General features: G+C 52.8%; 19 protein-coding genes. 12 read left to right on the top strand and 7 right to left on the bottom strand.

What is annotated here, in order from left to right; genetic code table 11:
• The coding region (locus tag VF399_13105) for a pyruvate formate lyase family protein (protein ID HEX7321281.1) at positions 1-1,914 on the bottom strand (1,914 nt) is incomplete at its 3' end.
• A 9-nt stretch (positions 1,915-1,923) separates the two neighbouring features.
• Positions 1,924-2,751 (bottom strand): glycyl-radical enzyme activating protein, encoded by an 828-nt coding sequence (locus VF399_13100; GenBank protein ID HEX7321280.1) that lies wholly within the window; start codon positions 2,749-2,751, stop codon positions 1,924-1,926.
• A 123-nt stretch (positions 2,752-2,874) separates the two neighbouring features.
• Here VF399_13100 and VF399_13095 point away from each other — a divergent pair, with 123 nt between their 5' ends.
• The 12 genes from VF399_13095 to VF399_13040 all read left to right on the top strand — a co-directional run bounded on the left by VF399_13095 (position 2,875) and on the right by VF399_13040 (position 18,205).
• On the top strand, positions 2,875-5,628 hold the full coding sequence (locus VF399_13095) for a HEAT repeat domain-containing protein (protein HEX7321279.1): 2,754 nt from the start codon (positions 2,875-2,877) through the stop codon (positions 5,626-5,628).
• Between the two features lie 29 nt (positions 5,629-5,657).
• Entirely contained in the window at positions 5,658-7,184 is a 1,527-nt protein-coding gene (locus tag VF399_13090) for a right-handed parallel beta-helix repeat-containing protein (protein ID HEX7321278.1), read from the top strand.
• A gap of 118 nt (positions 7,185-7,302) precedes the next feature.
• A complete protein-coding gene (secA, locus tag VF399_13085) occupies positions 7,303-10,269 on the top strand; it encodes a preprotein translocase subunit SecA (GenBank protein HEX7321277.1) in 2,967 nt (988 codons plus the stop codon).
• A complete protein-coding gene (locus VF399_13080; protein HEX7321276.1) occupies positions 10,266-11,369 on the top strand; it encodes an aminotransferase class I/II-fold pyridoxal phosphate-dependent enzyme in 1,104 nt (367 codons plus the stop codon). The genes secA and VF399_13080 overlap by 4 nt, the downstream gene beginning before the upstream one ends.
• Positions 11,370-11,382: 13 nt before the next feature.
• Entirely contained in the window at positions 11,383-12,822 is a 1,440-nt protein-coding gene (locus VF399_13075) for an HD domain-containing phosphohydrolase (protein ID HEX7321275.1), read from the top strand.
• An 85-nt stretch (positions 12,823-12,907) separates the two neighbouring features.
• Positions 12,908-13,711, top strand: a complete 804-nt coding sequence (locus VF399_13070; GenBank protein ID HEX7321274.1) for a phosphate ABC transporter substrate-binding protein — start codon at positions 12,908-12,910, stop codon at positions 13,709-13,711.
• On the top strand, positions 13,708-14,541 hold the full coding sequence (gene pstC / locus VF399_13065) for a phosphate ABC transporter permease subunit PstC (protein ID HEX7321273.1): 834 nt from the start codon (positions 13,708-13,710) through the stop codon (positions 14,539-14,541). The genes VF399_13070 and pstC overlap by 4 nt, the downstream gene beginning before the upstream one ends.
• 6 nt (positions 14,542-14,547) lie before the next feature.
• Positions 14,548-15,390, top strand: coding sequence for a phosphate ABC transporter permease PstA (gene pstA, locus VF399_13060; protein ID HEX7321272.1), 843 nt, complete (start codon positions 14,548-14,550; stop codon positions 15,388-15,390).
• A 211-nt stretch (positions 15,391-15,601) separates the two neighbouring features.
• Positions 15,602-16,348, top strand: coding sequence for a phosphate ABC transporter ATP-binding protein (locus VF399_13055; GenBank protein HEX7321271.1), 747 nt, complete (start codon positions 15,602-15,604; stop codon positions 16,346-16,348).
• Positions 16,345-17,094, top strand: coding sequence for a phosphate ABC transporter ATP-binding protein PstB (gene pstB / locus VF399_13050; GenBank protein HEX7321270.1), 750 nt, complete (start codon positions 16,345-16,347; stop codon positions 17,092-17,094). Before VF399_13055 ends, pstB begins: the two co-directional genes overlap by 4 nt.
• 16 nt (positions 17,095-17,110) lie before the next feature.
• A complete protein-coding gene (gene phoU, locus VF399_13045; protein HEX7321269.1) occupies positions 17,111-17,776 on the top strand; it encodes a phosphate signaling complex protein PhoU in 666 nt (221 codons plus the stop codon).
• A 111-nt stretch (positions 17,777-17,887) separates the two neighbouring features.
• Positions 17,888-18,205, top strand: coding sequence for a hypothetical protein (locus VF399_13040; protein HEX7321268.1), 318 nt, complete (start codon positions 17,888-17,890; stop codon positions 18,203-18,205).
• A gap of 7 nt (positions 18,206-18,212) precedes the next feature.
• Here VF399_13040 and VF399_13035 read toward each other — a convergent pair whose 3' ends face one another.
• Genes VF399_13035 through VF399_13015 form a run of 5 tightly spaced genes read right to left on the bottom strand, consistent with a single transcriptional unit; the run spans position 18,213 to position 25,423 of the window.
• Positions 18,213-18,695, bottom strand: a complete 483-nt coding sequence (locus VF399_13035; GenBank protein HEX7321267.1) for a hypothetical protein — start codon at positions 18,693-18,695, stop codon at positions 18,213-18,215.
• 40 nt (positions 18,696-18,735) lie between these two features.
• The gene (locus tag VF399_13030; protein ID HEX7321266.1) at positions 18,736-22,566 is read right to left on the bottom strand and encodes a C25 family cysteine peptidase; all 3,831 of its coding nucleotides are present in this window, start codon (positions 22,564-22,566) and stop codon (positions 18,736-18,738) included.
• An 18-nt stretch (positions 22,567-22,584) separates the two neighbouring features.
• Positions 22,585-22,773 carry a Trm112 family protein gene (locus tag VF399_13025; GenBank protein HEX7321265.1) on the bottom strand — a complete coding sequence of 63 codons (189 nt, stop codon included), beginning with the start codon at positions 22,771-22,773 and terminating at the stop codon, positions 22,585-22,587.
• Positions 22,752-24,239 (bottom strand): glycosyltransferase, encoded by a 1,488-nt coding sequence (locus tag VF399_13020; GenBank protein HEX7321264.1) that lies wholly within the window; start codon positions 24,237-24,239, stop codon positions 22,752-22,754. Before VF399_13020 ends, VF399_13025 begins: the two co-directional genes overlap by 22 nt.
• The gene (locus VF399_13015; GenBank protein HEX7321263.1) at positions 24,236-25,423 is read right to left on the bottom strand and encodes a hypothetical protein; all 1,188 of its coding nucleotides are present in this window, start codon (positions 25,421-25,423) and stop codon (positions 24,236-24,238) included. The genes VF399_13020 and VF399_13015 overlap by 4 nt, the downstream gene beginning before the upstream one ends.
• Positions 25,424-25,636 lie beyond the last annotated feature (213 nt).

Raw genomic sequence — 25,636 nt, 5'->3', positions numbered from 1 at the left:
GAAATGACCGCCCTTCGTGTTGGGCCGTCCGTCGACAACTTTGAAAAAGCTCTCAAAGATGCGCCGCATGACGCGGTCGGCGTAGTCGTCATCATTGCCGTACTTAGGTGTACGGTCCCGAACCAGCTCAAGGACCGGCGCGTATCCCTTGAAATCCTGCCGCAGGGCTTTTGCCAGTCGCTGCATCGTGAAATTCTTGTGGTCAAAAACATTGTATTTCACAGCGGTCAGCGAATCGGTCACGGTCCCGATGCCTACGCCCTGGATATACGTCGTGTTATAGCGGGCTCCACCGCCGTGGTAATCTTTCCCTTTCTTGATACAATCATCGATAAGCAGGGACATGAATACAGCCGGCATATGCCGGGCATAGATCCGCTCGATGGTCTTGTTGCCTTTGATCTTGATATCAATGAAATACTTTAGCTGGTGCTCAAAAGCGGCGTACAGCTGGCCATAATTCCTGAATTTCCCCGCCGTGCCGGTCCGCCTTCCGATATAGCGGCGGGTCAGGGGATCCTGGCCATTGTTCAACGTCAGTTCAAGGATCTTGGGCAGGCTATAGTACCCGGAAAGGATATAGCTTTCCTTGCCGAAAGCGCCGGTCTCGACGCAACCGCTCGCGCCGCCGTTGCGGGCGTCGATCAGTGATTTCCCCTGTCTGAGCATTTCCTTGATGATGATGTCGGTGTTGAATATTGAAGGCTGTCCAAAACCGGTCCGCACGATCTTCAGTGCCCGGCGCAGGAATTCTTCCGGGCTTCTGCGGCTGATCTGGACCATGGAACCAGGCTGGAGGATCCGCATGTCCTCGATCACGTCAAGGATCATGTACGAAAGCTCGTTGGTGGCATCCGAGCCGTCCGACTTGAGACCGCCGAGATTAATCAGGCAAAAATCCGTGTAGGTGTTGCTTTCCTGAGCGGTCACACCGACCTTCGGGGGCGCTGGTTGGTTGTTGAATTTGATCCAGAATGCCTGGAGCAGTTCCCGCGTTTGTTCCCGCGTGAGGACGCCGCGGTCCAGGTCCCGTTTGTAAAACGGGTACAGGTGCTGGTCAAGGCGGCCTGGATTAAATGAATCCCAGGTGTTAAATTCGGTCACGACGCCAAGGTGCACGAACCAATAGTACTGCAGGGCTTCCCAGAACGTACGGGGAGGGTGCGCGGGCACACGCCGGCATATATCCGCCAAGCGCTCAAGCTCGCGCCGGCGCACCGGGTTTCGTGCGCGTTCGGCGAGCTGCCGGGCAGCGAGCGCGTGGCGCTGCGCGAACTGTATCAGGGCGTCAGCCGCGATCGCCATCGCCGTAAGTTCCTCCATTTTGCTTACGGCCTCAGGGTCGCGTCTGAAATCGAGCCGGCCGATCGCCTGTTGTATCAGAATTTTTAAGTCATTGAATCCGTTGCAATATATTTTATTATCGAGCACGGCGTGACCAGGCGTGCGCTGTTCCATAAATTCGGTGAAGACGCCGGCGTGATAAGCTCGTTTCCAGGGTTCATCAACCTCCCGAAAGATCCGCTCCCTGATCGAGCGCCCTTTCCAGAAAGGTATGATCATCTTTTCATAGATCTCCCTGGTTTTTGGCGCGACGCGGAAAGAAACTTTTTCACGATCGTTGATGATCCTGAGGTCCTGGAGGCTGTGGACGCAGATCTCGGGATAGGTGGGCGTTGCCTTGGGTTCAGGGCCCCTTTCGCCGATGATCAGCTCACCGTCCCCGATGTAAATCTTTTTGCGGCGCAGGATATGTGCGAAAGCAAGCGCGCGCGCGACCGGGATCGATACGCGGCCAGGCATGGCGCTTTCGTAGAAGCGGGTGATCAATAACGCGCGTTCCGGCGAGACCGAAGGCCTGGCGCCGACGCTTTTTTCGCGCAAGGCGCGTATCCTTTTGCTCAAACGGACCATGGTCCTGTCCTAGCCGCCAATGCGCACCGGGATCCCGCCCGATATCAGTTCCTTTTTTACCGATTGCAGCCGTCTGGGGGTCGGCGGTTTCAGACCGGCGAGCTGGAATTTTTTGTGCATGCGGCGGTACTTGTCCGGGCACAGGTAATTGTACGGTAAAACACTGACTGACTCGATCCCCCGCAGCGAAGCGGTAAAGCGCGCAAGCGCGCGGAGATTTCGACTGCGATCAGTGATGCCCGGTATGACCGGGAACCGGATACAGACCCGGGCTTTATTCCGGATCAGCCAACGCAGGTTTTCCAGGATCTGATCATTGGTAACACCGGTGTATTTCCGGTGTTCGTTTTCATCCATGAGCTTTAAGTCGTACAGAAACAGATCGACCAGGGGATAGATCTTATTGAGGACCGGCCGCGGGGCGTGCCCCGATGTATCAAGCGCGGTATGGATCCGGGCCTTCCGGCATGCCCTGAGCAGGGCTTCAAGAAAGACCGGCTGCATCAGCGGTTCGCCGCCGGAGACCGTGACCCCGCCGCCTGAACGCTCGAAAAAAGGTTTGTCCTTTATGATCTCGTTCATGAGCCGGCTGACGGTTATATCATGGCCCACCACATTTTTCTTAGCCGTACTGCTCATGAAAAGGCGCGTGTACTTGGGCCGGAAAAGATCAGTGATCCTTTCGGGCCGGGGGTTTAGACTTTCAGGGTTCTGGCACCACTTGCATGACAACGGGCATCCTTTGAAAAAAACCGTGGTCCGGATGCCCGGTCCGTCATGGATCGCGTACCTGATCAGGTCAAAAATAATGCCATGCGCACGGTTCCCGGTCGTCACGAAGCTATTATTATGATTTTGCAGCAGTTGTCAATAACGCTGCCGCAATAGGTATTTTGCCGCCGTTGACAGCACTGAGGATATGAATATGCTATGGTCCATGACATCCCAATAGGAGGAACCATGATTTTCATGATCCTGTGTGTTTTTATCTCAACCGAGCCGGACAGCCTGTGGCGCGTGGAACATAAGTACGTCGTAGAAGGACTCAGCCTTTTAAATCTGAGCCGGTCTGACCTTGAATATGATAAACAATGGATACAGGATGATTTCCGGCTGCAAGTTGTCAGCAACCTGATGGACCATCCGCTGCAAGTACCTGATTATGTCCTGGCGTCGGGCCGGGCATTGAAGGGCATGAAACAAATGGAATACTATTTTGGATTTGCCTGCCTGCAAATGACCGGCAAACAGTTCAGCGTAACCCGACCCAAAGGAAAAGATATCGAAGAACTCGTGGCGGGGACATGCCAGGAGACCAAAATACGGCTGGATAAGGCATTCGCGCGATTGACCGCGGCTGAACGCGACAGCTTGATCTACACCGCACCCACGCTGTGGGCCGACGAGGCCGATTCTGAGGTACGCGGATATGCTGGCGCGGTCCAGTCCGAGTTCGGCGTAAAGCGCGATACCGGTTTTACACTCGAGCTGGTGGAGGTTCTGCGCCTTTCAAAGAAGATCGACATAACGGAGATCAACGGCGCCGGCGCCATGCTGGCCCGGGGTGTGCAGGCACTGCTCCCGCTGGTTAAGGAATTAAAGAAAAATATCGGCCCCATGAGAATAAATATCGAGGGCGTGGAAGGCGGCATCATCAGCACCTTTGAACTGCCTGGTGGCGGCCGCGCCGTCATCGGCGGCCCCGAGGATAATGTCTACCGCGATGACTTTACCGTCATCATTGATCTGGGCGGTAATGACGTGTATGAAGGCAGGGTCGGCGGCGCGGTCGGTGATTACGGATATCCGGTGAGTTTTGTTCTGGATCTTGCCGGTGACGACATGTACCGGAACAACAAGAAACTGGTAAATCAGGGCGCAGGGTTGTTCGGCGCAGGAATGGTTTGGGACCTCGAAGGAAATGACACCTACACGGCGTTCCATATTTCCCATGGAGCCGGACTGTACGGCTGCGGTATGCTGGTTGATGAAAGCGGCGATGATGATTATCGCGCCGGTTACTTCACGCAGGGCGCGGGCAACTTTGGTTCGGGGTTCATGATCGAACGCAATGGCGACGATCGCTTTCAGGCATTCACCTGGGCCCAGGGCGTGGGCGGTCCCCGGGGATACGGTCTTATTGCCGACGACAGCGGTGATGATACATATTACACGGGCGGTGTTTACCTGCACATGCCCCTTGATCCCGATCAATACCGCTCGTTCTCGCATGGTTTCGGGTTTGGCTGGCGTGATGTCGCATCGGGCGGGATCGGTTTTTTGTATGATCGCAGCGGCAATGATAAATACATCGCTGAAGTCTATGCCCAGGCGTCATCGTATTGGTTCGCGTTGGGCATGCTGCTTGACGAGCAGGGCAATGATTTATATTGTGCGGCCCAGTACTCGCAGGGCGCCGGGATCCATTTTTCCGTGGGCGGTTTGCTCGACCTTGAAGGCGATGATCATTATTTCTCAAGGTTCGGACCTTCGCAGGGCGAAGGGCATGACCTTGGCATTGGTTGGCTCCTGGACAAGGACGGGAACGATGTTTATTACGCCTCGGGAGGCCAGGGGATAGGTTTGAGCAATGGCATGGGTATCTTCGTGGACACGCGCGGCAATGACGACTACGGCTCGCGCGAATCAATGAGCCAGGGCGGGGTCAACTGGGCCCGAGGCACGGGCAGCATGGGTCTTTTCGTCGATTTGCAGGGCGATGACCGGTACGCGGAAAAGAACAAAGGAGCGAACGATCACGTCTGGACATACGGAGAGACAGCCCTGGGCATGGACCTGGACGCGGTGGAACCTAAAATCGAGGAATGGGAAGACACGACCGCAATTTTTCCTGAAATGGATACGATGAAGACCGATTCAGCGAAGATGGCGCAGTTGTTCCACTATGCATCATTATGGCAGGTGTGTGCCGATATCGGCAAGGTGCGCACTGGCCGCCGCATGCTCAAACAGCTTTATGGTTCCAGGGCAGTAGCTCACATTTTCAATTATGAGTTCGCTACCTCTGACGGACTGGTCTTTGAGGCGATCGAAAATATTTTCAAGGAGTTCAAGGATACGGCCACGGTTTATCTGTACAAAGGCCTTAAAGCCGAAAATGACACGGTCATGCGCAACTCGATCTATTTCCTTGGAAAACTTGAGATCAAGGAAGCATGCGACTCGTTGACCAAGATGCTGGAAGATGCCGATAACGATACTTTAGTAGGTCCGCTCGTTCAATCCCTGGGTTGGATCAAGGACCGCAAAGCTGTTCCCTATATCATTAAATTTCAGGATCACCGTTTCGAACGCACGCGGCTGCGCGTGGCGGTCGCGCTTGCAGATATCAAGGATACGCTGGCCATACCAACTCTGATTCATCAGTTGTCCGACCGTTCATTACTGGTAAGGATCGCGGCCGGTGCCGGCCTGTCCCAGATGGGCATGGCGTCGGTAAGGCAATTATTGCAGGAACTGGGCCGGGCGAAAACTGATCCGTATCGCGCGCTTTTGATAAAAACCCTGGTCATGTCCTATCAAAAACTCGAAGCAAGGGATAAGACCGCGGACGTGAAAAAGCAGTTGGCAAGCGCGGTGAAACCATACGTGTCATCAGAGCACGCAGCTTTGAGAAAGCATGCGCTGGCGCTCATCAGGGAAGCGGAGGGGAAAGGCATGCTGGCGCCGACGGAGCTGTTTTTAAATGATTGAAGAAAAGTAAATAAAAACAGGAGGCTTGAATGGTAAAAATATTTTTGAAAATCATCATAGCCTACTTTATTTTTGGCATGTGCTTTATGTCGACGGCTACGAATTATTACGTGGCGACATGGGGTAATGACAGCTGGAGCGGCCTTTCATGGGATTCGGCGTTCGCCACGCTGCAGCATGCAGCAGATATAGTCAACCAGGGCGATTCGGTTTTTACGGCAAACGGTGATTATACGGGTTTTGATCTAAGATCAGGCGGCACGCAGTTAGCACCTATTGTTTTTAAGGCTAATGGTTCATCGGTTCAAATTGTTAACCAAAACCCGGTCACGCCTGATGGCATCAACATAGAGAACGCGGACTGGGTGGTCATTGACGGTTTTGAAGTCATCGGCATAACCAGGGCGGGAATACGCGTCGCGGTATCACAGCACGTGACCGTGCGAAATAACTACTGCTCAACCAATGGCCGGTGGGGAATATTCACGGGATTTGCCGACTATGCGGTGATCGAAAACAACGAATGCTGTTATTCGCAGCAGGAACATGGGATTTATTTCTCGAACAGCGCAGACCATCCGGTTATCAGCCATAATGTTTCGCATCACAATAACGCCAACGGCATACACATGAACGGAGATGCATCAATGGGCGGCGATGGCTTGATAACCGATGCAACCGTGGAATGCAATATCATCTATGAAAATGGAGCGGCCGGCGGGTCGGGCATAAACTGCGACGGCGTTGCCGAGTCGAGGATCTATAACAATCTTCTGTACTCAAACCATGCATCGGGGATAAGTCTATACATGATCGATGGTTCTGCCGGTTCGTATCGCAATAAAGTCTACAACAATACGATTCTGAACGCGTCGAACGCGCGCTGGTGTGTTAATATCAACAGCGGATCATACGGCGATACTCTTTACAATAATATCCTGATAAACCTTCATGACTGGCGCGGCAGCATTTCGATTGATTCGTCCTCCATGCCCGGATTTTGTAGCGACTATAATGTCGTGATCGACCGCTTCAGCACGGACTGGGGCAATACCGTTATCACGCTGGCAGAGTGGCAGGCATTGGGTTATGACCTGCATTCAATGCTCGCCGACCCGCTCGACAGTATATTTGTGAACTACGCGGCAGGGGATTACCATTTGCGAACATTCTGCCAGGCAATGGATGCCGGCACATCGGCAGTTTTTCCGCTAGTTCTTTTTGATCTCGAAGGTATTTCCAGGCCACAGGGACCGGAATATGATATCGGGTGTTACGAAGTATACCAGGGGAAGATAGAAGAAGAAAAAGTCAGCGGTCCAGAGAAAGCAAATAATGCCGGTATTCGTATATGTAAGGATAAAATCACGTTTGAAGGGGTTGAACACGGTACTATAATCTCGATCTACGATCTTTCAGGCAGTCTGGTTCATAAAACGGGCAGGCTTTACAGCTCTTTTTATGTTACCCGGCAGCCTATGTCCGGCGGTGTCTATTTCTGCCGGCTTGAAACTCCAGACAGAACGTGCATCGATAAGGTATTATTGCTGAAGTAATACTGATAACACGGCAATCTTTCCGAAAAGTTTTCTCCCTTGAAACCAACCATTTTGACCTCCGTCAACGCGTACATTGACACGCTTATTTTATTCTATATAATATTGGCGAAAGATCATGCTGCAAAAGGTTTTAGGCAAGATATTCGGCACGCAGACCGAGCGCGAATTAAAGCGGCTGTGGCCGATTGTCGATGAAATTAACGAATATTTTGAAAAATTCAAAGGCATTGACCTCCTAAAAACATCAGAAGATCTCAAGAAAAGGATCAGCCAGGGCGAAACTCTTGAGGCTGTCCTGCCCGAGGCGTTCGCCCTGGTCAAGGAATGCTGCCGGCAGCTCGTCGGGAAAAAGTGGACCGTGGTCGATATCGAGACGGAATGGAACATGGTGCCTTTTGACGTGCAGCTTATCGGCGGGATCGTGCTGCAGGAGGGGAAGATCGCTGAAATGAAGACCGGTGAGGGTAAGACCCTAGTCGCTACGATGCCGATGTGCCTGAACGGGTTATCGGGCAAGGGTGCCCACCTGATCACGGTGAACGACTACCTCGCGCGCCGCGACCGTGAGTGGATGGGGCCCGTGTACGAGTCCCTGGGTCTGACGATCGGCGTGCTTCAGCAGGGCATGGACAATGTCGCGCGCAAGGCGGTCTATAATTGCGATATTAGTTACGGCACCAATAACGAGTTCGGCTTCGATTATCTCCGGGATAACATGGTCTGGCGGCTCGAGGACAAGGTGCAGCGCGGCCATAATTACGCGATCGTGGACGAGGTGGACAGCATCCTGATCGATGAAGCCCGGACGCCGCTGATCATTTCCGGTCCGGTGGAGCACGAGACTAAGGGTTTTGACGACCTCAATGCCATCGTGCAGCGGCTGAACTCGGCGCAGACCGTGTTCGTGAACCGGGTCGTCGAGGAGGCGAAAAAACTCCTGGCCGAAAATAAAGAGCAGGAGGCGGGCTTAAAGCTTCTCCAGGCGCGGCGCGGTTCGCCTAAGAACAAGCAGCTCCTCAAACTGGAGCAGGAGACCGGTATAAAGCGTCTCATCGAGGAAGCCGAGCTGTCCCTGCTGAGGGAAAAGAGTTACCACAAGATCGACGACGAGCTCTTTTTTGTCATCGAAGAGAAATCCAACGTGATCGACCTGACCGAAAAGGGTCTGCAGTCCCTCTCGCCGAATGATCCCGAGAAGTTCGTGCTTCCGGATTTGAGCATGATGATCGGCGCCGTTGACCGTGACGATAAACTGACGCCCAAGGAAATAATAGCGGCCAAGGAAAAAGCATACCAGGACTATGGTAACAAGAGTGAGATCCTCGCCAGCCTGCGCGCCCTGCTCAAGGCTTATTCACTGTTCGAGAAGGACGTCGAGTATGTCGTGCAGGAAGGCAAGGTGCTGATCGTTGACGAGTTCACGGGCCGGCTCATGCCGGGCCGGAGGTTCTCGGACGGCCTGCACCAGGCCCTTGAGGCCAAGGAACATGTGCGGGTGCAGGAAGAGACGCAGACGCTCGCGACGATCACGATCCAGAACTATTTCCGGATGTACTCAAAGCTCGCCGGTATGACCGGTACGGCGGCGACCGAAGCCAACGAATTCTTTACAATTTATAAACTGGACGTAGCCGAGATCCCGACCAAGGCAGCGGTGCGCCGGATCGACTATGAGGACATCGTGTACCGCTCCAAGCGCGAGAAATACAATGCGATCATCGACGAGATCGCCAAGTGGTACGAGAGGAAGCGGCCGGTCCTGGTCGGCACGACGAGCGTCGACGTATCCGAGGTTCTTTCCCGCCTGCTCCAGCGCCGCGGCGTGCCCCATGAAGTGCTCAACGCGAAGCACCACCAGCGGGAGGCCGTGATCGTCGCCCAGGCCGGTCAGGCCGGGGCGGTCACGATCGCCACGAACATGGCGGGTCGCGGCACCGATATCAAGCTGGGGCCGGGCGTCGTTCAGTGCCCGAGCAAATGCGTGGTCAAAGGAGAGGCCGCGAACGTCGACCCGGTGAAGGAGAAGGTGTGCCTTGAGGAACTCCCATGCGGGTTGTACATCATCGGCACCGAGCGCCACGAAGCCCGCCGGATCGACAACCAGCTGCGCGGCCGGAGCGGACGGCAGGGCGACCCGGGTTCGTCAAAATTTTTCCTATCCCTGGAAGATGACCTGATGAGAATCTTCGGTTCTGACCGGGTTGCCGACATCATGGACCGGTTCGGCGGCGGCGACCAGAAACCGCTGACCCATCCGCTGGTGACCCGCGCCATTGCCAACGCGCAGAAAAGGGTTGAAGAGAACCATTTTGAGATCCGCAAGCACCTGCTTGAGTACGATGACGTCATGAACAAACAACGCGAGGTCGCCTACAAGCTGCGGGACACGATCCTCCGAGGCGAGGGCTTGAAGGATATGGTGTTCAAACATTTTGAGGACGCCATCGAAAGCAGCCTCCTTAAATATTCCGACCCCAAGGTGAATCCGGAAGAATGGGAATGGGACGCGATCAAGGGTGAATTCAACATGCTGTTCCTTACCGAAGTGCCGATCCCGTCGGAAATGATATCGCGGATCAAGCAGGAAGAGCTGCTTGATTACCTGCTGGACAAGGCGAAGGAACGGTTCAGCTGGCGGGAAAAAGAGCTGCCGCCGGAATTGCTGAACGATCTCATGAAGTACGTGCTTCTGGGCACGATCGATAACCGGTGGCGCGAACACCTGTACGCGCTGGACGCTTTGCGCGAGGGTATTAATCTGAGGGCTTACGCCCAGAAAGATCCCCTGATCGAATACAAGCAGGAGTCCTTCAAGATGTTCGATGATCTCTTAAGTGACGTTGCGCGGGATATCACGGGTCTTATTTTTAGGGCCCAACCGGGACCGGTGAAACGGAAACCGGTGCAGACCCGTGAGTACAAACCGAACGCCGACGTGAAGCCCGGAACCTCCGCGGAGCAGCCCGGGCCGGTAACTGCCACCGCTCCGCTTGCGGCACAGCAGAAGGTCGGCCGCAACGATCCCTGCCCCTGCGGCAGCGGTAAAAAGTACAAAAAGTGCTGCGGAAGGAATGCTGCATGAGGCCGTATCAGGTGCATCTTTTTAACGATGAGGCGAAGGTCCCCCGGATCCTGCCCGCCGACCCCGTGTTCATCCATGAGAACCGGCGGTACGTCAATTTCGCGACGTTCAATTGCCGGCATTTGTATAACAACGAGCATTTGAAGGAGACCGCGAAGCTCACGATCGAAGAACGGGGATTGGCACCAGCTGATGGCGAGACCGAGATCATCAACGAGATCAAAAAACGCATGACCGATTTCAAAAAGACCGATTCCCTGATGTTGTTCCCGGATGAAATAACCGCGATCTTCGCCATCTGTTCGCTGTTCGGTGACAAAGTGACTTATTTCGCCGATCATGAAACATCAGCCGGCATCCTGTCAGTGCTGCAGCACCGTAACTGCGAATTGTATTCACACCAGGATATAGACCATCTGCGCAAGGTATTGAGCGCGCACAGCAACCGGGTCGTCGTCATTGACGGCCTGTACGAATGGATCGGCAGCATCGCGCCCGTGGCCGATCTGATAAAGGCGGCGCGGGAACAGGAATCCATTGTCATCGCGAACGAACTGAATTCGTTCGGCCTGCTGGGGCGCGATGGCCGGGGGTTTATCGATCTCTTTAACCTTTACGACGAAATCAATTTCGAGATCGGCAGCTTCAAGAAGTTCCTGGGCGGGTTTGGGTGTTATATCGCAGCCAAAAAATATCTATTGAACCAGATCGAGGACAATATCGCTCCTTTTTCCGAAACGCTGCCATCGTTCCTGCTGGCGGTTAACGTGACCGCCCTGGACCTCATCCGCAACGAGAAGACCAACAAGGCGGTATTTCAGAAACTTTGGAACAACAGCCGATATTTCATTAACCGTCTGAAACAAATTGGCTTTAAGACCAAAAGCGAAACTCCTGTCATCGTGGTCTCAATGAACAACAATGATGAAGCGGCGGAATTGTCCAAGCGGCTGTTTGACGAAGGGATCATAACGGAACAGCTCAGGGAACGCGTCCGGCTGTCAATTTCGGTCGAGCACGCCAAGGCCGATCTCGACTTCTGCCTTGACCGGTTCGAGTCGATCGCGCGCGCTACCGGATTCCTTAATAAGCTGGCGTAAGGCAATAAGGACAATGACCATGTCAGAAATTCCCAACGAACCAGCAGCGAGTGAAATCGAGTCTCTTCGCCGTAAGTTGGCGCTCATGCAAGAAAAGGTCGCCGCGTGTGAGCAGACGCAAAAGCAGCTGACCGAGGAAGAAAGGTTTCTCTCCGAGATATTCGCGAGCGTCCAGGACGGGATCAGCATTCTTGACAAGGATCTTAATATCATGAGGGTCAATACGACCATGGAGCAATGGTACAAGCACGCCGTTCCCCTGGTCGGTAAAAAGTGCTACGCGGCATACCACGGCCGCAACCAAACCTGCCGGGTATGTCCGACGGTCCGCGCCATGAAGAATAACCGGGCGGCGTTCGATATCGTTGCTAAGCGCGGCGCCTGCGGCGAGATCATCGGCTGGCTTGAGCTCTATTCGTTCCCCCTTGTGGACATGACGTCGGGCATGACCAAGGGCGTAATCGAGTATGTACGCGATATTACCGAGCGCAAGCATGCCGAGGACGAACTGAAAAAAAGCGAAGCCAAGAACCGGGTTCTGTTGAAAAGCATCCAGCTGCCCGTGGTGGCGCTGAAAAGTGATATGACCGTATTTTACTGCAACGAAGCATACGGGAGCTTTGTCGGCAGATCCATCAGCGAACTGGAAGGCAAGAACTTGATCGATCTATTCCCGGCGTTCAACAAGACACTGTTATATCAGGCGTACCTCAGGGTCCTGGAAACCGGTAAGGCCGAAGAGGTTGAGGGCAGCATAGGAGACAAACTGGTGCATACATGGATCTACCGTACCCAAGACGGCATCCTGGCGATCGCCGAGGATGTCACGGGACGGCAACGCGCCGAGACCGAGCTCAAGGAGAGCTACGAAAAACTGCATCGCACCATGGAACAGACGATCCAGGCACTGTCCGTGACGCTGAGCAAGCGCGACCCGTACACGTCCACGCACCAGCAGCGGGTGACCCAGCTTGCCTGTGCTATCGCGCTGGAGATGAGATTGACCGATAACCAGGTATCCGGGATGCGCGTGGCCGCGATCCTGCATGATATCGGCAAGATCTACGTTCCGTCCGAGATCCTGAGCAAACCCACAAAGCTAAGCACCGCTGAATTCGGCATTATCAAGACCCATCCCAAAGCCGGTTATGATATCCTTGCCAGCATAGAATTCCCGTGGCCGGTCGCGACCATCGTGCTGCAGCATCACGAGAAACTCGATGGATCGGGATATCCTTTAAGCCTTAAAGGTGATCAGATCCTGCTGGAAGCCCGTATCCTGTGCGTCGCCGATATCATCGAGGCGATGTCATCGCACCGCCCTTACCGTCCCGCGCTGGGAATTAACAGTGCGCTTGACGAGATCGTTCAGAACCGGGGCATCAAATTCGATCCCATCGTCGTCGACGCCTGCGTGAGGCTGATACAGGATAAGGGTTATAAGCTGGACTGATCAGTCGTAAAGGCACTCGGCCACTTCAATTTTCGCCAAGTTCCTCCGGCAGTTGACGATATCCAGATTTTGGATATAATGGTGTGTGCGTACCCAGAACCTGGCGCTTGTTCTTATAATGCTTTCGGTTGCCTGCATACCAAAAGACCAGGGCATCGTCATCGCCGGCTCAACGTCGGTCCAGCCTTTTCTGGAAAAACTCGCCGATATTTATATTGCTCAGCACCCGGGAATAACCATTAATGTACAGGGCGGCGGATCCACAGCCGGAATCCAGGCTGTGGTCAATAAGACATGCATGATCGGGACATCGTCTAGGAATCTGAAGGCAAGCGAGAAGGGTTTAAATGCATACCCCATGTGCTATGACGGCATATCGCTGATAGTGCATCGGGTAAATCCGGTAAGAAATCTCACGCTGGCGCAGATCCGGGACATCTTCACTGGTAGAATAACAAACTGGCAAGATCTTGGTGGAGAAAATATGGAGATCATCATGGTCACACGTGAAGAGGGTTCGGGAACAAGAGGCGCTTTTGAGGAAATGATAATGCGCAAGGAAGCGATCAGCGATGCATGCCTGGTGCAGGATTCGAACGGCGCGGTGCGTGAGATTATCGCCCTGACCCCGCAGGGCATAGGTTACATATCGGCCGGTCTGGTTGATGACCGCATCAAGGCTTTAAGCATCGACGGCATATATCCCAGTTTTGAAAACATCGCTTGCGGTGACTATGAACTCATCCGGCCGTTCCTGTTGTTGACCAAGGGAGAGCCGTCAGGCTTGACAAGGGAATTCATTGATTTCATTCTCTCTGCCGAAGCCCAGAAAACGCTCAAATCGGTCGGTCTGATCCCGATCGATGATATGAAATGCGAAGGAAAATGAAGGATAGAATCGCGCAGCGGATTCTGGTGGTAATTGCATTTTCAGCTGTCCTGTCGCTTTTTTTGATATCCTTCTTCATTTTCCAGCAGGGCGTGCCGCTTGTATTCAAGGTTGGTCTGGGTAATTTTTTCTCCACGCACTGGGCACCGACCCAAGGGCAATTCGGTATTCTGTCAATGATCATTGGGTCTTTGATCGTTACGGCCGGAGCCCTGGTTGTGGGAATACCCTTGGGTTTATCCTGCGCCATTTTTCTTGCGGAATTCTCGTCCAAACCCGTGCAGAATATCCTTAAACCGATAATCGAGCTGCTTGCGGGTATCCCTTCGGTGGTCTACGGATTTATCGGCGTGGTTGTTCTGGTCCCGGTAATTCGCACCCTTTTCGGAGGTTCGGGATTTTCGGTTCTCGGAGCAAGCCTTGTTTTGGGTATTATGATCCTGCCAACGATCGTCAGTATATCCTTTGATTCCATCAAAGCCGTACCATCGACTTATCGGGATGGTTCGCTTGCGCTGGGCGCGACACGCTGGCAAACGATATTAATGGTCGTGCTTCCCGCATCGCGTTCCGGGATCATCGCGGGGATCATATTGGGCATGGGCAGGGCGATCGGAGAGACCATGGCCGTCATTATGATCGCAGGAAACGCCCTCCGCATTCCACATTCCATTATTGACTCGGTACGGACCATTACATCAACGATCGCGCTGGAACTCAGCTATTCGACCGGAGACCACCGGGCGGCGCTTTTTGCCTGCGGTTCAGTTCTCTTTCTGATAATAATAATTTTGAACATCGTTGCCATTCGGATTACAAAACGGACATAGACGGACATGGTATTCAGGATCGGACCGAGAACCAGTCAGATCATTGCCTATGCTGTATTATTGACCATGACCGTGTTAACGGTGCTGATCTTGGTATTTATTATCGGGTTTGTCCTGAAAAACGGTTTTGCTCAACTGAACTGGAGATTTCTGACTGAAAAAACCTTTGAAATGGGTAAAGAAGGCGGGATCTTACCGTCGATTGTCGGTACTTTGTTGATCGCGTTTTTTTCCATCCTTATCGCAACACCGCTGGGTGTGGGTAGCGCAATATACCTGTCGGAATATACAAAGGCCGGATCGCTCAGGCGTATTATCAGCTTTGGCGCTGACTGCCTGGCAGGCGTGCCTTCAATAATTTTCGGATTATTCGGTTTTATCTTTTTCGTCATTACTCTGAAACTTGGATGGAGCATCCTTTCCGGCTCGTTGACATTGGCGCTTATGATATTGCCCACGATCATACGGACATCGGAAGAAGCGATCAAAGCCGTTCCCAGGTCCTACCGCGAGATCAGCTATTCGCTGGGCGGCGGTAAGTTCGACACGATCGCGAAGGTCGTTCTGCCCACTGCGATTCCCGGGATCCTGACCGGGATCGTGCTCGGTATCGGACGCGCCGTGGGAGAGACCGCGGCCGTGATCTTTACCGCAGGCGCGTCGTTGAACATCCCGGCGTCTGTCTTCGCTTCTTCGCGCACCCTTGCCGTACATTTTTATATTCTTGCGCGTGAAGGAATCTCGATGCCCAAGGCTTACGGAACCGCCACGGTTCTGATCATCCTTATCCTCTGCATCAATTTCATCGCTTACCGGTTGATGCACCGGTACATGGCACGGTACTATTAAATGAAAAAGACGGTGATTTGAGGTTATGAGGTTAAGATGTTATGAAGATACGGGGGATGCGGGGCAGTGGGGATATGATAAAAAAGAAGGGATGAAAAGGTGAATGGATGAAGAGATGAAAAGAAATACGGCTGGATATCAGGATAACAGAAAATCAGGAAGTGGATAACAGGATGTCCGAATATCAGGGAGAAAATCGGCAATGCAACAAATGGATCACAAGATCGTTATAAAGGATCTGTGCGTCTACTACAATGAGATCCAGGCATTGCGGGATGTCAACCTCGTCATCCACTCAAACGAAATACTGGGGGTCATTGGACCCGCCAATTCAGGTAAGAGTTCCCTGCTCCGGGCCATCAACCGTTTGCCTGAAACGGACAATGCACGGTATGATGGCAGTATCTTGCTCGATGGTACTGATATAGACGCCATTTCCATCAATGATCTGAGGCGAAGGATCGGCCTGATATTCGCGTCCCCCATTGTTCTGCCGGGTTCCATATACAAAAACCTTACTTACGGCCCAAAGTTGCACAACCGGCACAGCCGGCGCGAGCTGGATAATATCGTGCAGGAGTCGCTGACCGCTGCCAATCTGTGGGACGAGGTCAAAGACCGGTTGTTTGATTCCGCGTCCACGCTGTCCGGTGGCCAGCAGCAGCGGCTGTGCATCGCCCGCACGCTAGCCCTGAGGCCGGAGGTCATCATGATGGATGAACCATGCTCGGGACTTGACCCGATATCCACCACCAAAGTTGAAAGCACCATGGAATCATTGAAGAGCAAGTATTCGTTCATCCTGGTGACCAATAACACCAAGCAGGCGGCGAGGGTCAGCACGCGGGTAGCATTCTTCCTGTCCGGGGAGCTGATAGAAATGGACCGGACCGAGAAGATATTCACCAGCCCACGTGACAAGCGCACCAATGATTACATCAGCGGCAGGTTCGGATGATCATCAAGACCAGTGGTCTCAATCTCTTTTACAAAAAATTTCATGCCCTGATCAATGTCAACCTCAAGGTCAGGGAGAACCTGATCACGGGCATCATCGGTCCGTCAGGGTGCGGCAAATCGACGTTGCTGAGGGTATTTAACCGGATGAACGATTCGATCGAGGGCGTTAACGTGACCGGCAGTGTCATCGTTGACGGGGAGAACATATTCTCGCCGCTCTGTGACCTGACCATGCTCAGGAAAAAGGTGGGCATGGTCTTCCAGCGGCCCAACACGTTCCCGTTGTCGATATTCGACAATATCGCCTACGGGCCGAGGGTATGGTCCATGTCCGACCGGCGGACACTCAATGAGATCGTGGAGCGTTCGCTCCGAGCGGTCGATCTGTTCGAAGAGGTCAAGGGTATATTAAAGAAAGGCGCCCTTGAACTTTCCCTGGAAAAACAGCAGCGGTTGTGCATCGCGCGTTTACTGGCGGTCGAGCCGGAGATCCTGCTCATGGATGAACCCTGTTCCGCGCTTGACCCGATCGCTACCACCAGGATCGAAGAATTGATGATCGAACTCAAAAAGAAATATACCATCATTATCGTTACGCACAACATGCAGCAGGCTGCCCGCATCGCGGACGAAGTGGGTTTTATGCTGCTGGGTGAATTGATCGAATTCGATTCGGCCAGCAAGATGTTCACCAATCCGTCTGATGAACGGACTTTCAACTACATCAGCGGAAGGTTTGGTTGATTTTTGAAGGAGGCGTATGGATATCCATTTTGACGAACAGCTCAGAGAATTGAAAAATGATATTTTCAAGATGGCGACCATGGTCGAGGAATCGATCCATAAGTCACTTGAAGCCCTGAAAAAGCGAGATATAAAGAACGCGCAGCACATCCGCGAGATCGACAAAGAGATCGATAAGCTGGAGATCGCCATTGAGGAAAGATGCGTTGAGCTCATCGCGCGCCATCAGCCCGTGGGTGCTGACCTTAGATTCCTGATCGGGGTCATAAAGATGAACAGCGATCTGGAGCGGATGGGTGATCATGCCGTCAATATCGCCGATTGCGTGCACTTTCTCGCCGAGGCGCCCCGGATCAAGCCCGTCAGCACGATCTGGACCATGGTTACGATCGTCAGCGAAATGCTTAAGGACAGCGTCGATAGTTTCATGAGCAATAACGCAACGCAGGCGCAGAAAGTGTGTGAACGGGACAGCGTCGTTGATGAGATGCGAAATGACATAACCAGGATCATGCTCACTCATATGCTCGAGCAGCCGGATAAGATCGGCGCCGCCCTGCAGTACATCTCTGTGGCGAGGAACCTGGAACGGATCGCCGACCTTTCCACCAATATCTGCGAGGACACGATCTACATTGCGCAGGCGCGGGTCATCAAGCATCACGCGGAGCAAAAGAAATAGTAATTGGTTATTGGTAACTGGTAATTTGAAAACAGTGACTAGAAATCAGTAATTAGTAACCAGTGATCAGTAATTAGAAAAGAAAAAAATCATACAACAAAGGGGGCTTATATGGAAAAAAAGTTCACCGCTTTAAGGATCATTGCGGTAGTCTTGAAGGTCCTGGCTTGGATCGATGCCGCGTTGGCCGTGATCCTGTTCCTCGTATGCCTGGTGGCCGGAGCCGCCCTGCCGAGATTCGCGGGTCCGTACGGCGGCAGCTACGGCGCGTATGGAGCCATGGGTGGCGTGGTCATGGCCTTTACCGTGCTTATTCTGGGTGCCTTTTATTTTATCGCTTTACTGGCATGGTCTGATATGATCTATGTTTTCCTATCGATCGAGGAGAATACTCGGGCCTTGAAGCCGCCAGCGGCTTTGCAGCCATAGGCAGGTACTAAGCTCCAGAACCGGCGACGAATTCCTGCTTCAGCACTTCAGTGATAGCGCCGGCCTTTTCGCGTGGGATGACCAGCGCCAGGATGGATAATGACGAGCTGATCATCTCAATGTTTATGCCAAGTTCGGAAAACTTGGCAAAGATCTGTCCCGCTGCGCCCGGGGCGGCAAACCCTTTCGCGCCGTAAAGGATGAGGAGCGCGCGGTTTCGGTCAATGCTCACCTTTCTCGCGCCAAAACGTACTTTCATCGAATGGATCAGCCTTGTTAAACGGGGGATATCCTGTTCTGGGACCGCGAACGAGATATCGGCGCGTTTCCGGCCCCGCTGCGTGGTCGTGATGGCTTCAACGTTGAACCCCTGCTGACCCAGGGAACTGAAGATCTGCGCGGCTACGCCCTGCTGGTCGAAAACGCCATACAGTGTGACCTTTGCGATCTGTGATTTTGTGTCGATGCTGGAAAGTATGCTCCCTGTCATTTTTCGTCCCCGGGTTACCCGCTTGGATCCATACGGCCGATCACCTCGCGATGATGAATTTTTCCGTCACTTCGTCCTGATGTCCTTCCGCTTCAGCCGCTACTTGCACGAGGTAAACCCCGTTGCTCAATTCCTCACCGTATTCATCCAGACCATCCCAGAAGATCTGATTATACCCGGCGCCACGGGGTTGCGGATCAATGACCTTTATCAGCCGCCCCGCGATGCTGAAGATTCGGAGCTTCACGGTGCCGGATGCGGTGAGCCGGAACGTGAACCATAAACCCTTACGGTCCAAGACCGGGTTCGGGTACACGAGAAGGTCCTCTAATGATATCCCGCCGAACTGCTCGGTATTAAGGATCACCTTCAAAGTCGTTTGGTTGAAATTGTTATCATTTACGTTGACGGTTATGGTGTCGACCGATTCAGGGAGGAGGATGCTGGTGCTGAACTTGCCTTCGGTGTAGGAATTCTGGTCGTAAAGGAAGAAATTCCGCAGATCGATCTTCTCCTCGACATCCTGGTTGATGTAAAGGTAGAAACCGCGGGCGTCCTCCTTTGAATTCAAGAGATTGATACCGCTTTCATCGCTGACCGTGCCGGTCAGAACGAATGCCGAGTCAACCCAGTCGCCGTCGTTCAACCTGCGACCGCCGTCATAGAGCGTGACGGCCGGACCGGTCTGGTCGGTCGAAGGCAGGGCGCTGCCGTAGACCGGCAGCGAGTCCCGATGACCGCTCAGGAAATTTTTATAGGTGCTCAGCTTGATAACCGGGAGATCATTTGTTACGATCCGCGGTGCAGGGAACCGCGCGGTATCGGTGTTCCAGAAGCCCTTGTAAAATTCCTTGCCGTCGATATAGTAGCCAAACGGGACAAATGTACTGGGGCTGCTCTGGACCAGGCGGTACACATACCCGGCGATCCGGTTTATGGTCGTCTCGTCAAAATACGGGATCGTGTCGCCGTTCCGCACGAACGCCGAGATATAGTAAGCCGGTTCGCCGGTCGTAACTTTCAACAGTTCCATGGGCCGCACCGAGTCCGGGGTCGCGGTCAGGTTCATGCGGCGCTGTACCTTGCGCAGTTCGGTCGCGGGATCGCCGATAAGCAGGTAGTGACGGTCGCCGAACCGTTTCGCATCGATAAAATACTGACCCATGGTCCAGTTCGTATCCGGATCGGTGACCATTTGGAACAGGCGGATGCCGATCGCCTGGTTGCCGTAATTGCTGGTGCCGCAGGAAGCGGCGATCGTGCCGATCGCGCCGTCAGGTATCCGGACGAATTCCTCGCCGATGCACTCGTAATTTGAATCGTCAAAACGACCGACCGTGCAGGAGCCGAAATAATACAACCCGTTGCGGCGCCCGTTGTTGATCTTGGGGATATCGGTCTGCTGGTAAAAAATGATCTGGTGGGAGAGCTGATGCGTGTTGCCGTGCCCGATGTACGCGCCAAGCAACGCGCCCCGGTTGATCTCCTTGATGAAATCACCCTGCGCGTTCGGTTTTGTCGTATTCGCATCATAGTTAAACGGCTTATAGCTGACCATGTAAACCTTGACGTGGTTGTAAATGGATTCGGCTACCGGGACGAACATGGATTCGCAGCACTGGCAGTGCATGGGTCCTTCCCACCCATAGTTAGTGGCCCATTCATCGTCACCGGCGCACAGGACCCGCTTGTTCCAGATGCCGTCGATGTCTTTGGACTCGTAGCTGATCATTTTGTCGGTGAAATCCCTTACTTCCTTGGTCGTCCGGACCGTGATCCGGCCGAGGATCATGTCTTCAAAGCCTTCGAAATTGACAAATTCACCTTCGTAGATAAAATTCGGCGGCATGCCGGGGTTGCCCACGAGTATGGTCCCCGTGTCGATCATCGGCACGTAATTGGGTGGATTTTCCTTTTGCAGGTTGTTCTTGTAGTCGTAGGTCGCATCCCCGACCAGCAGGACGTAGGTCGGATACTGTGTCCAGTTGTCCGTGGTGTAGTGGAGGAAATGCTTGATGGCAAAAGGATCGAATTTTCCGTAATTGAAATCGTTATAGATATCATCCACCATGACGATCTTGGTCGAATATTTGCGCCGATGGTATTCCACCAGGGGCATCAATGCGTTGTAGAACTTGCGGTGGGTGATTATCAGATATTCGGCGCCCGCGTCCGGTTCTCTGAGCCGGCCCGGTTCAGCCGCGATGAGAACGGCCGGTTTGGTCAGGGAGAGTTTGGAAAAATACAGCAGCTGGAATGAATCCGCTGTTCCAGACAGCAATAATGTGCTGCCCTGAACCGTTGCCGAATCTATTTTCGGTACGAATGGATCGGTGATGTCCAGGACGAACGGCCTGGGATCAGCATCCAGGCATTTCATGGTGTACGCGCCCGGCGCTGCCAGCCATGAATGGAACGGGGAATCCAGGTACGCTACCCGCCGGTATTGGATGTCCAGGCTGTTGAAAAGCACGCTGTAATTAGATGTGTTCCCGGACAGCCTTATTATATTGAAAGCGAAAAGCGACGAATCGCCATCGATCGAACCGTACCCGCTGATGTAAGTAGGCGGCCACCGATCGTGGCCTATAACCGCGATGGTATCATAGCAAATGGTTTCGTCATTGAGCAGCATTTCGTACCCGAAAGGACCCGGCGATGAAAGGGGGAAGATAGCGGCGGTCACTCGCACCGCGCCCGACGCATGCGGATGCTGGATATTGAACTCAGCGCCGCCGGTTGGTCCGCTACCGGGTGATATATCTTTCCAGTACCAGTTGGTGCCGGAACGCGGGATATTGCCGACGTCCTGTTCAAGGTGCACGATCTCATTAGCCGTGGAATCCGGCGCCGAGCCATCCCAGGTCGCATCGGTCACGGCCATGCGTTTGCCCGCTTCACCGCCGAACGTGAACCAGTAAACGTTCGCATATGTAAAACCGTTTTCCAGCCATGCCAGGGCTGAATCCGTGGTATAATGACTTGCCGGTAGTCCATAAAAAAGCAGATAGTCGTCCTTGTCGAACATGCCATCATCGGCGCCTGACAAAAATACCGGGACCGAGACCAGCGAATCAGCGAACGGCTGGTGGACGTTCCCCGGTAGATCATCATAGGTAATGGTGTAGATCTTCATGGTGTTCGGATCAAACTGCCTGGGATCAAGCCCGGCTTTTCTGAGCTCATCATATCCAATTTTGTACAAACCTTCTTCAGTGACCTCGATCTTGAACCAGGTATGGCCTGAGAACGGGTTCGCGCCATTCCTTTCCTGTTCACGCCGCCACGACTTACATTGGTCATAGTTGATGACGGTTGTGCGGTAAACGGGCGCAAAAAGATCTGGGGGAACGGCCCTGATCACTGGTTTTCCTTTGAAAGAAATGGACAGGCGTATCTTGTTCGATACCGAGACCTGCTTTTTAATGGGATTGCAACGCACCGGATGGACCGTGATGGTGATGGTGTTAAGATCGCGGTAGTACGATGGCGCGGAAACGCTGACTGCCTCTTTCGGGAATATTTCGTTCCGGCGGTACACCGGCCCCAGCACGCTGATCGTTTTAGGCGCCGGTTCTTCATAGACGGCAAGCGGGCGCGCCGGTTCGACAATGACGTTCTCCATGACCGACTGCTGATTCTCCAGGACCCGGACATCGGCTGTCGCACCCTGGGGAATACCGACCGTTAGAATCACGGAAGGCAAGTCCGGCTCGCCAAAATCGCTGAGCCAGACGGCTTCGTCGAACCGGTATTCGTCCTTTGTGAGCAGGTCCGGTCTAATGGTTATTTCCAGGCCGTTTTCAGAAAATGTTTGGATGACGGCCGCCGTGCATAAAAAAGGAATTGTGATCAGGGTTAAAAACCGCATAGGGACACCCCCCAGCTATTATTTTTTATTTTTCTCTGTCTTGGTTGTAGCCCGCGCTTCATCGATAAGCATGATCGGTATGTCATCTTTTACCGGGTAAGCGAGCAGGCAGGCATGACATACAAGTTCTTCCGGGTCCTTACGGTAATCCAGTTCACCCTTGCATTTCGGGCACACCAGGATATCTAGGAGTTCTCTCTTGAGCATAATGCCTCCTGGGGTTTGACCGGGACGTTGACCTGTTTAAACGATGAAAGACCCAGACTGAGAAAACCAAAACTATAGAACATCAAAAAAGGAATGAGGATGAGTTGAAAGTTCACCGTGACATAGATCAGGCTGATGAACATGTAAAGCCCGAACAATATCTCCATTAACGGGATGATGAATTTCGTGTCCTGGCGGTAATTCTGCCTGGAACCGCCGCTCTTGGGCGTGCGGGTGAAACTGTTCCTTTTCTTGAACAGCGCCTCGCATAAAGCTTTGGCGTTGGATAGCGAGAGCCCCATGCTGTAGGCGATGACGCTGGCGATGTAGGGCAGTTTTTTCATGTAACCCTTATATGATTCGCGCTGCGACAGGGCATACAGGAATGGGTAACCGAAAATGCCGATCGTGAAGAATGAGGCAAGGATAAAATAGGAGTCCGGTACCATCTCCTCGACCTTGAAATATACGAGCGGGAGCGACAACAAGGCGATGAAGACCATGGCGATGAAGTTGACGTGGCAGGTAAGGTGAACAAAAGCCTCATACTTCGCGACCGGTCGCAGGTTCGATCTCATGATCGTGCTCAATAGTTTACCCGCAACCTGGATCGTTCCTTTTGCCCAGCGGTTCTGCTGGATCCGGTAGCTGTCGGCGCTGTCCGGCAGTTCTCCCGGAACCACGCAGTCGCCTCGATAAACGATCCGCCAGCCGTTGAGTTGAACCCGATATGACAGGTCAAGGTCTTCGGCAAGCGTGTCGCCCTGCCAGCCACCCGCGTCCATGATCGCCGCTTTTCGCCAGATCCCGCAGGTGCCGTTGAAATTAATATAAAAGTTCGCCCGCGATTTGACTTCCTGCTCGACCACGAAATGGTTGTCGAGGCTGATCGCCTGGCTCCTTGTAAGCGATGACTCGTTTGGATTAAGATGGCCCCACCGCGCCTGGACCGCCGCGACGTCGTCGTTCTCGAACTCGCCGATAAGGGTTTTCAAAAATCCGACCGGCGGGACAAAATCGGCGTCAAAGACCGCGAGAAAGTCGCCGCGCGCTCTCTTTACGCCATAATGCAGCGCTCCTGCCTTGAACTCATGACGCGTGCCGCGCTGGATGTGTTTTATGTCATAACCTTTGGCGATGTAAGTATTGGCGAGATTGGCGGCGATCAGCGATGTTTCATCGTCAGAGTCGTCAAGAATCTGCACTTCCAGCTTGTCTTTTGGATAATCGAGGCGCATGACGCTGTCCACCAGCCGGTGGACCACGTATTTTTCATTATAAATAGGGAGCTGGACCGTGACCACAGGATAGAATGCTGGCGTTAAGCGCTTGGGGAAGTGTTTTTCAAACCATTTTGTCAGGATCTTGAACTTAAGGTAGTAAAAAATAAGGATGTAAGAATGCAGGGAATAGACAAAAAGGACCAGCAGGATTATCGTATAGATAAAAAGGGTTATGCCGATCAATCAATCCCCTTGGGTACGTCCTTCACCTCGATCAATGGCAATCCCTGGTTAAGTGATGATTTAAGAATATTAAGTTGAAAATATCCCATGATGGTAATATAGAAATAAAGTTTACTCAATTTCCCTGGTTTGTCAATGGTGATGATACTGACGATGGAGTTGTTTATTTCCAGGCATACGCGAGGCGGGATATCCCGTTTGTCCTTGAGCGTGATCAAAAGGTATGGGCGTGAAATATTGTCAAACTGGACCAGCGCCGATTTTATGCCGGACTGGTCTGCGATCAAACCGTCCAGATATACCGGCTGGTCAGTTCCAGCCAATCGGCTGACCTTCTTGGCGTTATTTTGGGTTTCGGCGAGCCCGTAGATCGACACTGGTGCCATCGTGCCTAACATGTCATCGACGTCCCCTTGATTATATTGTGCCTGGGTCGTGAGTACAAACAGAGAATCTTTCCGGTTGAGTTTGTATGATATGCCCAGCGAAGCCAGCCTTTTTTTCAGATATCCATTCAATTGTTTAGCGTCGATCAGGCTGTCGCGGCTGCGTAAGACATAGTCTACCCATGTTTTAACGGGCGAATTGATATCCTTTACCTTGTTATACCGGGTAATGGAAACCTGCCAGTATACCGAGGAATCAGGCAATCCGGCCCATACGAACACCGGAAGGCAGGTCTTTCTGGAGATCAAAAGGGTCCCGACCATCTGTTTCCATTTGTCTGGCGCCAGGAACGGAACATTCGCTTTAAATCGATAGGCATATACGCCAGGCTGGCTGTCGTTTATGAACTCAAATTTATCGAAATCCAGCATCCGTGTTACCTGCGCGAACATGTTGGATTCCTCGCCGCGGGCTGATTGTTCCCACTTTCCGTCCTTTTTTTGGTATTCAATATCGCCCAACCCGACGTATTCATATGTCAATGCCGGAGAACCTTGCGATGTCCATTGGACTTTGTTGCGTTCGGCGCGGCCGGCCACGCAGGACCCGCCTGCCTGAATGAACATGGTATTCGTTTTCATGCGGTATTCATACTCAAATGACTGCTGCTGTTTGAAATTTGCCACCCACTGGCCAATGTCTTTCACCGGGTCGGGCGTGTAACGGACATACTGGACACAGGCTATCACCAGCAGCAAAACAGGTACCAGGGTATATCTTATTAAATGGCCGATCATGAATGATAATACTTAAAAGCAGTCTAAAATCAAGGGGATCAGAAACAAGAATGTTCTACCCTTGATAAAAAACAGCCGGGTCAAACAGGTACTTGACAACTTGCTAATTGTTAATATACTTAAGTATAGTTGACTAAACAAGGGAGGATACGGGATCATAAAAGATTGAAGGCGGTTTTTAACATAGCTTTATGAAAAAAATTTTAGTTAGAA

Source organism: bacterium, assembly GCA_036382775.1.
In the GTDB taxonomy this organism is placed as follows: Bacteria; Hydrothermota; Tepidihabitantia; order SM23-42; family JAOAFX01; genus DASVHD01.
This window is presented reverse-complemented; position numbering and strand designations above follow the sequence as displayed.

Coding starts and splice junctions, on each gene's coding strand:
- VF399_13095 (HEX7321279.1), top strand. CDS start 2,875: ATGATTTTCATGATCCTGTGTGTTTTTATCTCAACCGAGCCGGACAGC.
- VF399_13090 (HEX7321278.1), top strand. CDS start 5,658: ATGGTAAAAATATTTTTGAAAATCATCATAGCCTACTTTATTTTTGGC.
- secA (HEX7321277.1), top strand. CDS start 7,303: ATGCTGCAAAAGGTTTTAGGCAAGATATTCGGCACGCAGACCGAGCGC.
- VF399_13080 (HEX7321276.1), top strand. CDS start 10,266: ATGAGGCCGTATCAGGTGCATCTTTTTAACGATGAGGCGAAGGTCCCC.
- VF399_13075 (HEX7321275.1), top strand. CDS start 11,383: ATGACCATGTCAGAAATTCCCAACGAACCAGCAGCGAGTGAAATCGAG.
- pstC (HEX7321273.1), top strand. CDS start 13,708: ATGAAGGATAGAATCGCGCAGCGGATTCTGGTGGTAATTGCATTTTCA.
- pstA (HEX7321272.1), top strand. CDS start 14,548: ATGGTATTCAGGATCGGACCGAGAACCAGTCAGATCATTGCCTATGCT.
- VF399_13055 (HEX7321271.1), top strand. CDS start 15,602: ATGGATCACAAGATCGTTATAAAGGATCTGTGCGTCTACTACAATGAG.
- pstB (HEX7321270.1), top strand. CDS start 16,345: ATGATCATCAAGACCAGTGGTCTCAATCTCTTTTACAAAAAATTTCAT.
- phoU (HEX7321269.1), top strand. CDS start 17,111: ATGGATATCCATTTTGACGAACAGCTCAGAGAATTGAAAAATGATATT.
- VF399_13040 (HEX7321268.1), top strand. CDS start 17,888: ATGGAAAAAAAGTTCACCGCTTTAAGGATCATTGCGGTAGTCTTGAAG.
- VF399_13035 (HEX7321267.1), bottom strand. CDS start 18,695: ATGACAGGGAGCATACTTTCCAGCATCGACACAAAATCACAGATCGCA.
- VF399_13030 (HEX7321266.1), bottom strand. CDS start 22,566: ATGCGGTTTTTAACCCTGATCACAATTCCTTTTTTATGCACGGCGGCC.
- VF399_13025 (HEX7321265.1), bottom strand. CDS start 22,773: ATGCTCAAGAGAGAACTCCTAGATATCCTGGTGTGCCCGAAATGCAAG.
- VF399_13015 (HEX7321263.1), bottom strand. CDS start 25,423: ATGATCGGCCATTTAATAAGATATACCCTGGTACCTGTTTTGCTGCTG.